This window comes from Streptomyces sp. NPDC033270, from assembly GCF_055576575.1.
In genome coordinates this window covers 184,520-196,096 of sequence record NZ_JBVIRA010000019.1, presented here as the reverse complement: position 1 = coordinate 196,096, position 11,577 = coordinate 184,520, and the positions used below count along the sequence as shown (strand labels likewise).

The following is an 11,577-nucleotide window of genomic DNA, read 5'->3' as shown; positions in this document are numbered from 1 at the left end:
GGGGGGGGGGGGGGGGGGGGGGGCGGGGAGGGGGGGGGGGGGGGGGGGGGGGGGGTGGGGTGTCCCCCCCCCCCCCCCCCCCCCCCCCACTGCGTTGTTCGGGCCCGGGGGGCCGTTGTGAAGCCCCAGGGGGGCAGGTAAGGTAAGGGTAACCTCACTCAAGATCAGCTGATCTGGTCGATGAGTCGTCCCCGAGAACCCCCAGGGAGGTGAGCCCGCGTGTACGTCTGCTCCTGCTTCGGGATCACCGAGCAGCAGGTTCGCGAGCACGCGGACACCGGCGCCTGCACGCCCCGCCAGATCGCCTCCGCCTGCAAGGCCGGCACCGACTGCGGCAGCTGCGTACGGCGCATCCAGGCCCTGCTCGGCAGGGGCGACTGCCCGCGCCGGGAACTCATCGACAGCGGCGCGTCCGACCCGCTGGCCCCGGAGGACCGCACGCCCGGGCCGCAGCGGGGCGCGGGGGTGGGCGCAGTGGTGCCCGTGGCGCTCTCGGAGGCCGCGTAGTCCCCAGGGCCGTCCGGGCTCCCGCCATCGCGCCGCCCGCTCAGCTCGGCTGCTCGATCACCTGGGCGATGTAGAGCGCCTCCCCGAGCTTCTCGACGAGCTCCAGCTGCGTGTCGAGATAGTCGATGTGGTGCTCCTCGTCCGCGAGGATCTCCTCGAAGATGTTCGCCGAGGTGATGTCGCCCTTGTTGCGCATCAGCTCGATACCGCGCTTGAGCCGGTCGATCGCCTCGACCTCGATCTGCCGGTCGGCCTGGAACATCTCGGTGACCGACTGGCCGACCCGGACATGGAACAGCCGCTGGTAATTCGGCAGACCGTCGAGGAACAGAATCCGGTCGGTCAGCACCTCCGCGTGCTTCATCTCGTCGAAGGACTCGGAACGCGTGTATTTCGCGAGCTTTGTCCAGCCGAAGTTCTCCTGCATCTTGGCATGCAGGAAGTACTGGTTGATCGCGGTCAGCTCGGCGGTCAGCTGCTCGTTGAGGAATTCGATGACCTCGGGGTCGCCCTGCATGGCTGCGGGCTCCTTCCACGCGAGAACTGGGCAGGTGCCGCGCATCCTCGCACCGCACGGAGGGGGCGTCCAGTAAGTTCACGCTTAGTACGAGTTGCCCGAATCCCTCCCTCCCTGGTCATCGGCACCCCTTCCGGTCTGACAACATGGAGGGCATGGGTCAGCCGGAAAGCCGCGAAGAGGAGCCTGTTCAGCTGCCTCCCGGGCAGCGGCTGCAGCGGGGCTGGCCGGTGACGCACTACGGACCGGTCCCGAAGTTCCGCCCCGAACGCTGGGAGTTCCGGGCTTTCGGCGCCACCGCGGACGGCGCGAAGCACTGCTGGTCGCACGAGGAATTCACGGCGCTGCCCTACGCCACGGTCGTGGCCGATATGCACTGCGTGACGAAATTCAGCATGCTGGGAGCCGAATGGGGCGGCGTGCTCACGAAGACCCTTCTGGACCTTGCACCGCCCGCGCCGGATGTCACCCATGTGATGGTGTGGGCCGAGTACGGCTTCAGCTCGAATCTGCGGCTGGAGGATTTCGCCGCGGAGAAGTGTATCTTCGCCACACACCGCTCCGGTGAACTGCTCACCGCCGAGCACGGCTTCCCGGTCCGCCTGATCGTTCCGCATCTCTATGCCTGGAAAGGCCCCAAGTGGGTCCGCGGCATCGAATACATGCGGGCCGACCGCCGCGGCTTCTGGGAGGAGCGCGGCTACCACAACCTGGGCGACCCGTGGCGCGAGCAGCGCTACTCGTACCAGGAAGAGCCCGGGGACGGGCCCGAGCTCTGACGCCCGGCGCCCCGGGCACCTCCGCGTACGTTCCTAGTACGGCCGCACGTTCCTAGTACGGCCGCAGCCCCTTGAGGCGGGCGACATCGGCCGCATGCCCCTCCTTGCCGCCCGGGGTCTCCACGACCAGCGGCACCCCGGCGGTCGAGGGATGGGTGAACAGCTCCGCGAACGGCTCCGCGCCGATGTGACCCGCGCCGATGTTCTCGTGCCGGTCCTTGTGCGCGCCCACCACGTCCTTGGAGTCATTGGCGTGGATCAGCTTCAGCCGGCCCTCGCCGGTGACCTCCACCAGCTCGTCCAGCAGCGCCTTCGTCCCGCCCGGCGCCGCCATGTCGTGCCCGGCCGCGAAGGCATGGCAGGTGTCGAGGCAGACGCCCAGCTTCGGGTGCCGGTCCAGCGCGTCGAAGTACGGCCCCAGGTCCTCGGCCCTGGAGCACAGCGAGGCGCCCTGCCCGGCCGTCGGCTCCAGCAGCAGCCACGGGTCGTCGGGGTGCGTCAGCTCGTCGAGCAGCGGCCGCATCTGCTCCCTGACCTGCGCCATCGCCGCCTCGCGGGGCCGCCCGCCGGTCGCCGAGCCGGTGTGCACGACCACCCCCAGCGCGCCGATCTCCCGGCCGCGCCGCAGCGAATGGCGCAGCGACGCCACGGACCGCTCGACCGTCGCCTCGGTGTGCGAACCGAAGTTGATCAGATACGGCGCATGCACATACACCGGCATTCCCTGCAGCGCGCAGGCCGCACGGAACGCCTCGTCCTGTTCGGGACTGCCGGGCAGCGTCGCCCAGCCGCGCGGATTGGCCACGAAGACCTGCACGACCTCGTCACCCATCTCACGGGCGTACGGAATGCCGGTCTTCGCCAGGCCGCCGGCCACCGGCACATGGCCGCCGACCGGATTACGGGCACGGGCGCGCTGCTCGGCGCCTTCGGGGGAGGGGGATCTGCTCACCCTCCCAGGGTGCCAGGTGCCCGCGGCCGCCCTACAGCGCACCCTTCAGCTTGATGGTGATCGTGCCGCCCTTCGGAGCCTTCTCACCGGGCTCGACGGACTGGGTGTCGACCTCGTCCTGCGGGAACAGGAACGGCTTCTTCACCTCGACCCGGAAGCCGTGCGCGGTCAGCTCCTTCTTGGCGTCCGCCTCGCTCATGCCGGTGACATCCGGGACGGTGACCATCTCGGGGCCCTTGGAGAGCGTGAGGGTGACCGTCTCGCCCTTGCCGAGCGGTTCGCCCACACCCGGCGTCTGCCGGGCGACGGTGCCCTTGTCCTGCGGGGAGAACACCCGCTCCTCGGCGATGCGCACCTGCAGGCCCGCCGCGCGCAGCGTGGCCTCGGCCTCCGCGCGGTCACTGCCGAGCACACCGGGCACATCGATCCGGGCGCCCCGGCTGACGATCAGCGCCACCGCCGTGTCGGGCCGCCGCTTGGTGCCCGCGGCCGGGTCCGTGCGGATCACCGATCCCGGGGCGACCTCCTTGTCGAAGTCACGGGTCTGGGTGCTCGGGATCAGACCGAGGTCGCGCAGCTTGCGCTTGGCGTCCGCGACCGGGGTCCCCGACAGATCCGGGATCGTGACGATGTTCGGGCCGCGGGAGACGGTGAGGGTGACCGTGCCCGTGCCGCGGATCCGCTTGCCGTTCGCCGGGTCCGTCTTCATGACGTGGCCGCGCTCCACATTGGAGCTGAAGCCACGGACGACCTTGACCCCCAGCCCCGCGTCCCGCAGCGTCTTGACGGCCTTGTCCTGCGGCATGTCCAGCACCGCGGGGACGGTGGTGAACTGGCCCGAGTTGATGTACCAGACGCCGGTGCCGACGCCGAGGAGCAGCAGCACGGCCGCGATGACGGTGGCGAGCCGCCGTCGCCGCAGCAGCCCGCCGCGGGGCGCGGCGGGGGCGGCCGGCACCGGCCGCAGCCGGGTCGTCTGCTCCGCCGGCGGCACCTCCAGGCGGCTGGTGCGGTTCAGCTGGGCCTCGTCCGTCCCGGGCAGCGGCAGCTGCACACCGCCGGGCCGCGGCAGCACGTCCGTACGCTCCGCGCCGTCGTCCGCCCCGGTGCCGCCCTCGGGCACCTCCTTGGCCTGCGGCGGCACGACGTCCAGCTGCTCGTCGGTCAGCCCCGCCCGGGCCTCCCGCGTCCGCGACAGCAGCGCCACCGCGTCCTGCGCGCGCTGCTGCGGATCGCGGGCGGTGGCCAGCGCGACCAGCGCGTCCAGCCCCGGCGCGAGCCCGGGGACCAGCTGGGACGGCGGCAGTACGTCCTCGTGCAGATGCTGGTAGAGCACCTGCGCGACCGAGCCGCCGGTATGCGGTTTGCCGCCGGTCAGCATCTCGTAGAGCACCACGCCACAGGCGTAGACGTCGACCCGGGCGTCCGCGGTGCCGTGCTCCAGCTGCTCGGGCGCCAGATACGACACGGTCCCCAGGAGCGACCCCGTCGAGGCGGTGGTGTTGGTGTCCACCGCCCGCACCAGACCGAAGTCGGCGACCTTGACCCGGCCGTCGTCGCCGATCAGGACGTTCTCCGGCTTCATGTCGCGGTGCACCAGCCCGGCGCGGTGCGCGGCCCCCAGGGCGGCCAGGATCGGCTCCAGGATGTCCAGCGCGGCCCGCGGCTGCAGGGCGCCGCGCTCGCGCAGCACATCGCGCAGGGTGCAGCCGGCGACGTACTCCATGGCCAGATAGACGTACGTACCGTCGGTGCCCTGGTCGAAGACGCCCACCACGTTCGGGTGCGACAGCCGGGCCACCGACTTCGCCTCACGGATGAAGCGCTCCACGAACGCCCCGTCGGCCGCGAGGCTCGGATGCATCACCTTCAGCGCGAGCACCCGGTCGAGGCGGGTGTCCACCGCCCGGTAGACCGTGGCCATACCGCCGGCGGCGATGCGTGCCTGGACGCGGTAGCGGCCGTCGAGCAGCTGGCCCACGAGCGGGTCTTGGAGCGTCGTATCCACGGCAGACGAGTCTACGGGTCCGCTGCGCTTGGCCCGCCTCCCACGTTGTCGGCTTTCCCGCCGTGGGGGTTTCGCTTTTTCGCCTGCGGTGCCTCCGCTGCGCTTTGCTGCGGCCGACTTGTCTGGCTTTCTCGCCGTGGCGCCTGCGGCGGGCGGTGCCGCTGCGCGGGGCGTTTACGGCAGCGGGTGCGCCCCTCCGGACTCCGTCCTGCGGTCCGCCCCCTCCCGTGAGTGGGGGGAGAGGAGACCCGGTGGGGCACCCGTAAGCCCCCGTGTGCAGGAAGTCGAGCGAGGGGGCCCGCCCCCACCGGCCTGTTTTCCCACCCACCCACGGGAGGGGACAGACCGTAGGACGGAGTCCGTAGGGCTGTCACCGCACCCGACAAACAACCGCCCGCCGCAGGCGACACGGCGAACAACCCCCACGGCGGGAAAGCCGAAAACGTGGGAAGCCAGCCAAGCGCAGCGGACGGGCTAGAAGGCCGGCCGTTCCGGATCCAGTTCCGCCACACCCCCCGTAGGGGAGGACGCCAGCGCGAAGTGCCGACGCGGGATCCGGCCCGCCCTATGGGCCAGCCGGCCCGAGGCCACTGCGTGGCGCATCGCCTCGGCCATCAGTTCCGGCTCCTGGGCGCGGGTCACCGCGGAGGCCAGCATCACCGCCGCGCAGCCCAGCTCCATGGCGAGGGCGGCGTCCGAGGCGGTGCCCGCGCCGGCGTCCAGGATCACCGGGACGCCGGCCCGTTCGGTGATCAGCTGGAAGTTGTGCGGGTTGCGGATGCCCAGGCCGGAGCCGATCGGCGAGCCCAGCGGCATGATCGCGGCGCAGCCCACGTCCTCCAGTTTGCGGGCCAGCACCGGATCGTCGTTCGTATAGGGCAGCACGGTGAAACCGTCGTCCACCAGGGTCTCGGCGGCGTCCAGCAACTCGATCGGATCGGGCAGCAGGGTGCGCTCGTCGGCGACGACCTCCAGCTTGACCCAGTCGGTGCCGAGCGCCTCCCGGGCGAGCCGGGCGGTGAGCACCGCCTCGCCCGCGGTGAAGCAGCCCGCCGTATTGGGCAGCACCCGGATCTTGTGCCGTTCCAGTACGGACAGCACCGAGCCCTGCACGGTCGGGTCCAGCCGCCGCATGGCGACCGTCGTCAGCTCCGTACCGGAGGCGAGCAGCGCGCGCTCCAGGACGTCGAGGCTGGGCGCCCCGCCGGTCCCCATGATCAGGCGGGAGCGGAAGGTGGTGCCGGCGAGGGTGAGGGGGTCGGGGCCGGTGGCGGACGGGGCGGGGGCCGCCCCTGGGGACACTGCGGTATCGGTCATGTCTGCGGATCAGCCTCCCTGGACCGCGGTGAGCACCTCGACGCGGTCGCCTTCGGCGAGCGGGGTGGTGGGCCACTGGGTGCGCGGCACCACGACTTCGTTGAGCGCCGCGGCCACCCCGGTGGGCGCCGCGGACAGGGTCGCGACGAGCCGGTCGAGGGTGAGCCCGCCGGGGATCTCGCGGGCCTCGCCGTTGACCGACACGGACACACTGGCGCTGCTCATACGGGCTGCTCCTCCAGGAAGCGGGCGTGCGCGGCCCCCGGGCCGGCGAGGGGTGTCCCCCCACGGCAGAAGCGCGCGGGGGTGAAGGGAAGGGCCTCGTCGGGGAGGTTCCCGGTGGCCAGCACCTCGGCCATCACGTCACCGGTGACCGGCGTCAGCAGGACCCCGTTGCGGAAGTGGCCGGTGGCCAGGTGGAGGCCGGGCAGAGCGGTCGGCCCGAGGAGCGGCGCGTTGTCGGGGGAGGTGGGGCGCAGCCCGGCGCTGCTCTCCACCAGCGGCAGCTCGGTGATGCCGGGGACCAGCTCGTGGGCGTCCCGCAGCAGCTCGTAGACCCCGCCCGCGGTGACGGTGGTGTCCCAGCCCAGCTCCTCCATGGTGGCGCCGACGACCAGCTCGCCGTTCTCCCGCGGCACCAGGTAGAGGGGGTTGCCGCGGACGACGGCCCGTACGGTGCGCGACAGGAAGGCCGGGGACCCGGCGGGCACGTCCGGCAGCCGCAGCCGGAGCACCTGCCCCTTGACCGGCCGGACCGGCGGCAGCACCTCCTCGGGGACCCCGGCCAGGCGGCCGATGTGGCTGCCCGCCGCGAGCACGGTCTGACCGGCCGACAGTCGTGTGCCGTCGGCGAGTTCGGCGCCCGAGGCGCGGCCGCCGTCGAAGGTCAGCCGCTCGACCCGGCTCCGGTGGAGGACCACCCCGGCCCGTTCGCAGGCCACCAGCAGGGCGCTCGCCAGCCGCCGCGGATCGACCTGGTGGTCGCCGTCGACCCGCAGGCCGCCGCGTACGCCGGGTGCCAGCATCGGCTCCAGGCGGCGGCACTCGCGGCCCGTGAGCCACTGTGAGTCCAGGCCCGAGCGGATCTGCAGGGCGTGCAGTTCGCGCAGGTGGGCGCGGTCGTCGGCGTCCAGCGCGACGGCCAGGGTGCCGCACCGCCGGTAGCCGATCGACGTCCCGGCCGCCTCCTCCAGCTCCTCGGTGAACCGCGGGTAGCGCCGCGCCGAGTCGAGATTGAGGGCCAGCAGGGTCTGCTCGCCGTAGTGGAGCTCGGTGACCGCGGCCAGCATTCCGGCCGCGACGTGGGCCGCGCCGCCACCGGGCGCCGGGTCGGCCACCGTGACGGTCAGCCCGCGGCCGGCCGCCCGCCAGGCGGTGACCAGGCCGATGATGCCGCCCCCGATGACGAGCACATCAGGGTGCCCGGTGACTGGTTTCGATGGTGTGGCAGATGGATGCATGGGCGTCCAGCCCCTCCCTTCGCCGGCATGACCCGGATCAGGTTCGTACGGTCGGAGGCCGGCCAGCCTCCCTCTCAGCCCGGTGCGTCCGGGCTCCCGCGAGTGCGTGTAGCCGCCACCCTAGTACGGGGCGCGAGCCCGGGTAAGGGAACGGTCGGTGTACGCGGGGGCCGCCGCCGTCGGGGGAGCGGCACCGGTGGCGCGTGCGCGGGCCTGCCGTCCCCGGAGCCCGCGGGGCGGGGCGCAGCCCCCGGGGGCGCGGTCATGACGCTGTGTCAGAGATCTCGTCGCGCGGTGCTGCGAGCGGCGTCGCACACCGTCCTAGAGTGATCGGGTGAGCGAGCAGAGCACATCCTCCCAGTCTCCCGGCCACCCGCCGCGCGTCGTGATCGTCGGCGCCGGAATCGCGGGCGTGCAGACCGCGGTCGCCCTGCGCGAACAGGGGTGGCGCGGCGCGATCACGCTGCTCGGTGACGAGCCCCACCAGCCCTACGACCGCCCCCCGCTGTCCAAGGCGGTGCTGCTGGGCAAGGCGGACGGCTCCGCCTTCGACGTGGACTTCGCCGCGCTCGACATCGAGCTCCACCTCGACCGCCGGGTCACGGCCCTGGTGCCGGACGCCCACCAGGTCGAGACGGCCCGGGGCCCGATCGCCTACGACTACGCGGTGATCGCGACCGGTGCCGACCCGATCACGCTGCCCGGCAGCCAGGGCCTGCCCGGCGTCCACCTGCTGCGCACCCTCGACGACGCCGAGCGGCTGCGCCCGGTGCTCGCCGCCCAGCACGAGATCGTGGTCGTCGGGGCGGGCTGGATCGGCGCCGAGTTCGCCACCGCGGCCCGCGAGGCGGGCTGCGCGGTCACCGTCGTCGAGGCCGCCGACCGCCCGCTGGCCGGTGCGCTGCCCGCCGAGGTCGCCGCCCATATGGCCGGCTGGTACGCGGACGCCGGCGCCGAGCTGCGTACCGGCGCCCGGGTCGCGGCCGTCGCCCCCGGCATGGTCACCTTCGAGGACGGCGCCACGCTGCCCGCCGACGCCGTGGTCGTCGGGATCGGGGCCCGGCCCGCCACCGCCTGGCTGGCCGGCTCCGGCGTCGAGGTGTCCTCCGAGGACGGCTCCGTGCTCGCCGACGACCGGCTGCGCACCTCCGTGCCCGATGTGTACGCGGTCGGCGACTGCGCCTCCTTCCCGTCGGCCCGCTACGGCAGCCGGCTGCTGATCCACCACTGGGACAACGCCCTCCAGGGCCCCCGTACGGTCGCCGAGAACATCGCCCGCGGGGAGGCGGAGGGGATGGTCTACGACCCCGTCCCGTACTTCTGGTCCGAGCAGTTCGGCCGGTTCGTGCAGTACGCGGGCCATCACGGGGAAGCCGACGAGCTGGTCTGGCGCGGTGACCCGACCCAGGCCGCCTGGTCGGTGATCTGGCTGCGGGGCGGACGGCTCGTGGCGCTGCTGGCCGTGGGACGGCCGCGGGACCTCGCCCAGGGGCGCAAGCTCATCGAGCGGGGCGTGACCCTCGACCGGGACCGGGCCGCGAACGCCGCCGTGCCGCTGAAGGCCGCGGCGCAGTAGGGCGGAGCCGGGCTGCAGAAGGGCGGAGCCGGGCTCCGGTCCGCCGGACGGGTGCGGCGGGCGCGGCGGCGCGCCGACGGGCCCGACGGCAGGTGGGCCGACGGCCGTGTCGACAGGCGTGTCGTCACCCTCCGGTGTGCCGGAGGCCCCTGATGGCGATGCCCGGCTACCGACTGTCAGTGCGAGGTGGCAGGCTTGTCCTGTGACCGAGATTGACGCAAACATCGATGGACTCGTCCCCGCCTGGCTCACCCTCCCCGACATCGCCGAAAAGCTCGGCGTCGAGGTGACCCGTGTCCGACAGCTGGTCAAGGAGGGCCAGCTGATCGCGGTGCGCCGCGGCGAGAACAGGGTGCTGCAGGTACCCGCCGATTTCATCCAGGACGACAAGGTGGTCAAGGGCCTCGTCGGCACGCTCACGCTCCTCAAGGACGACGGCTTCACCGACGAGGAGATGCTGGAGTGGCTGTTCACCGCGGATGAGACCCTCCCCGGAACTCCGGCGCAGGCGCTGCGCGAGAATCGCGGCACGGAGGTGAAGCGCCGGGCCCAGGCGCTCGCCGTCTGACGCGCCCGGCGCTCGTCAGCAACCGCACCAGCATCCGTAACCACATCTACGGGGTGTACGGGCCGGAAGGTCCGGCCCGTACACCCCCGACCTGGGGGGAAGCCGCCCGATGACCACCGCACGACAGGCCCTGTCCGACGCCCGGCTCTACCTCTGCACGGACGCCCGCAGGGCCCAGGGCGACCTTCCCCGGTTCCTGGAGGCGGTGCTCGCCTCCGGCGTCGACATCGTCCAGCTGCGCGACAAGGGCATGGAGGCCGGCGAGGAGCTTCGCCACCTGGAGGTCTTCGCGGACGCCTGCCGCCGGCACGGAAAGCTGCTCGCGGTCAACGACCGCGCGGACGTCGCCCATGCGATCGGCAGCGATGTGCTGCACCTCGGGCAGGGCGATCTGCCGGTCCCGGCCGCCCGCGCCCTCCTCGGCGCGGACGTCCTCATAGGCCGCTCCACCCATGCCGAGTCCGAGGTGGACGCCGCGAACGCCGAGCCCGGGGTCGACTACTTCTGCACGGGCCCGTGCTGGCCCACACCCACGAAGCCGGGCCGCCACGCCCCCGGCCTCGACCTGGTCCGCTACACCGCGGCGCGCGCTCCGCAGCGCCCCTGGTTCGCGATCGGCGGGATCGACGCCGGCAATCTGGACGAGGTGCTCCAGGCGGGCGCCCGCCGGGTCGTGGTGGTCCGCGCCCTCACGGAGGCCGACGATCCGGGCGCGGCGGCCGCCGCGCTGGCCAAGCGTGTCCGCGGCTGGGACCTTGCGGACACCCCCTAGGGCCCGTCCGACGGGTCGTGGGCCGGGGCCCCGGCAGACGCCCCCGCTCGTGCTCCGGAAGAGCCGGGGCAGGGGGTCACGGGGGCGAGAATCGGACGCCCAGGCGGCCGGAAAATGTCCAATCAGTGGACACCAAGCCGACCAACCAGGCAAAACGTCGATGACGGTTGGTGTGTGCCCGACCCGTGGTTAACCTGCCGGTATGGCCCTAGGTACAGCTTCCACCAGGACTGATCGCGCACGCACCGTGCGCGAACTGCTGGCTTCCGGCAAGCAGTCATACTCGTTCGAGTTCGCCGCCCCGAAGACCGAGAAGGGTGAGCGGACCCTGTGGAACGCCATTCGTCGGATCGAGGCCGTCGCCCCGACGTTCGTCTCCGTGACATACGGCGCCGGCGGCACCTCCCGTGACGGAACGGTGCGCGCCACCGAGCGCATCGCCACCGACACCACCCTCACCCCGGTCGCCCATCTGACCGCGGTCAACCACTCGACGGCGGACCTCCGCAACATCATCGGCCAGTACGCCGACGCCGGGATCCGCAATATGCTCGCGCTGCGCGGCGACCCGCCCGGCGACCCGATGGGGGAGTGGGTCAGGCACCCCGACGGCCTCGACTACGCCGCCGACCTGGTCCGGCTGATCAAGGAGTCCGGCGACTTCTGTGTCGGCGTCGCCGCCTTCCCCGAGATGCACCCGCGCTCGGCGGACTGGGACACCGATGTCGCCCACTTCGTCGACAAGTGCCGGGCCGGCGCGGACTTCGCCATCACCCAGATGTTCTTCTACCCCGAGGACTACCTCCGGCTGCGGGACCGGGTTGCCGCGGCGGGTTGCTCGACGCCCATCATTCCGGAGATCATGCCGGTCACGAACGTCCGCCAGATCGAGCGGTTCGCCCAGCTCAGCAATGCCGCATTCCCGCCCGAGCTGGCCGAGCGCATCCTCGCCGTCAAGGACGACCCGTCGGCGGTACGCTCCATCGGGATCGAGTACGCGACGGATCTGTGTGCGCGCTTGATGGCCGAGGGCGTTCCCGGGTTGCACTTCATTACCCTGAACCACTCCACGGCGACCCTGGAAATCTACGAGAATCTGGGGCTGCACCAGCAGTCCTGAT

At 72.4% G+C, this 11,577-nt stretch carries 12 protein-coding genes and 1 riboswitch; of the genes, 6 read left to right on the top strand and 6 right to left on the bottom strand.

All coding sequences use genetic code 11. The features are described from left to right. Positions 1-219 precede the first annotated feature (219 nt). Positions 220-507: a (2Fe-2S)-binding protein gene (locus ACZ5XZ_RS25465; protein WP_393494250.1), complete on the top strand. Its 288-nt coding sequence runs from the start codon at positions 220-222 to the stop codon at positions 505-507. Between the two features lie 40 nt (positions 508-547). Here the strand turns inward: ACZ5XZ_RS25465 and bfr are convergent, their stop codons facing one another. After that, positions 548-1,024: a bacterioferritin gene (gene bfr, locus ACZ5XZ_RS25460; RefSeq protein ID WP_384440751.1), complete on the bottom strand. Its 477-nt coding sequence runs from the start codon at positions 1,022-1,024 to the stop codon at positions 548-550. A 146-nt stretch (positions 1,025-1,170) separates the two neighbouring features. Here bfr and ACZ5XZ_RS25455 point away from each other — a divergent pair, with 146 nt between their 5' ends. Beyond that, positions 1,171-1,803 carry a sulfite oxidase-like oxidoreductase gene (locus ACZ5XZ_RS25455; protein WP_468981829.1) on the top strand — a complete coding sequence of 211 codons (633 nt, stop codon included), beginning with the start codon at positions 1,171-1,173 and terminating at the stop codon, positions 1,801-1,803. 52 nt (positions 1,804-1,855) lie between these two features. Here ACZ5XZ_RS25455 and ACZ5XZ_RS25450 read toward each other — a convergent pair whose 3' ends face one another. The 5 genes from ACZ5XZ_RS25450 to thiO all read right to left on the bottom strand — a co-directional run bounded on the left by ACZ5XZ_RS25450 (position 1,856) and on the right by thiO (position 7,540). Continuing rightward, complete coding sequence (locus tag ACZ5XZ_RS25450; RefSeq protein ID WP_468981826.1) at positions 1,856-2,755, bottom strand: deoxyribonuclease IV; 900 nt, start codon at positions 2,753-2,755, stop codon at positions 1,856-1,858. A gap of 31 nt (positions 2,756-2,786) precedes the next feature. Continuing rightward, on the bottom strand, positions 2,787-4,763 hold the full coding sequence (gene pknB / locus ACZ5XZ_RS25445; RefSeq protein ID WP_468981823.1) for a Stk1 family PASTA domain-containing Ser/Thr kinase: 1,977 nt from the start codon (positions 4,761-4,763) through the stop codon (positions 2,787-2,789). Between the two features lie 474 nt (positions 4,764-5,237). After that, entirely contained in the window at positions 5,238-6,080 is an 843-nt protein-coding gene (locus ACZ5XZ_RS25440) for a thiazole synthase (RefSeq protein ID WP_468981821.1), read from the bottom strand. A gap of 9 nt (positions 6,081-6,089) precedes the next feature. After that, complete coding sequence (gene thiS, locus ACZ5XZ_RS25435; RefSeq protein WP_384440763.1) at positions 6,090-6,305, bottom strand: sulfur carrier protein ThiS; 216 nt, start codon at positions 6,303-6,305, stop codon at positions 6,090-6,092. Next, entirely contained in the window at positions 6,302-7,540 is a 1,239-nt protein-coding gene (gene thiO / locus ACZ5XZ_RS25430) for a glycine oxidase ThiO (RefSeq protein ID WP_468981819.1), read from the bottom strand. The genes thiS and thiO overlap by 4 nt, the downstream gene beginning before the upstream one ends. Beyond that, a riboswitch (TPP riboswitch) is annotated at positions 7,538-7,650 on the bottom strand. (Overlaps the previous gene by 3 nt.) Before the next feature lie 224 nt (positions 7,651-7,874). On the opposite strand from thiO, the gene ACZ5XZ_RS25425 reads away from it, so the two are divergent. From ACZ5XZ_RS25425 to metF, 4 genes are all read left to right on the top strand, one after another. Continuing rightward, positions 7,875-9,116, top strand: coding sequence for an NAD(P)/FAD-dependent oxidoreductase (locus ACZ5XZ_RS25425; RefSeq protein ID WP_468981817.1), 1,242 nt, complete (start codon positions 7,875-7,877; stop codon positions 9,114-9,116). Between the two features lie 202 nt (positions 9,117-9,318). Continuing rightward, positions 9,319-9,684: an Rv2175c family DNA-binding protein gene (locus tag ACZ5XZ_RS25420; RefSeq protein WP_399147542.1), complete on the top strand. Its 366-nt coding sequence runs from the start codon at positions 9,319-9,321 to the stop codon at positions 9,682-9,684. Positions 9,685-9,793: 109 nt separating this feature from the next. After that, positions 9,794-10,456 carry a thiamine phosphate synthase gene (thiE, locus tag ACZ5XZ_RS25415; RefSeq protein WP_468981815.1) on the top strand — a complete coding sequence of 221 codons (663 nt, stop codon included), beginning with the start codon at positions 9,794-9,796 and terminating at the stop codon, positions 10,454-10,456. A gap of 202 nt (positions 10,457-10,658) precedes the next feature. Continuing rightward, a complete protein-coding gene (gene metF, locus ACZ5XZ_RS25410; RefSeq protein ID WP_468981814.1) occupies positions 10,659-11,576 on the top strand; it encodes a methylenetetrahydrofolate reductase [NAD(P)H] in 918 nt (305 codons plus the stop codon). The last annotated feature ends 1 nt before the right edge of the window (position 11,577 follow it).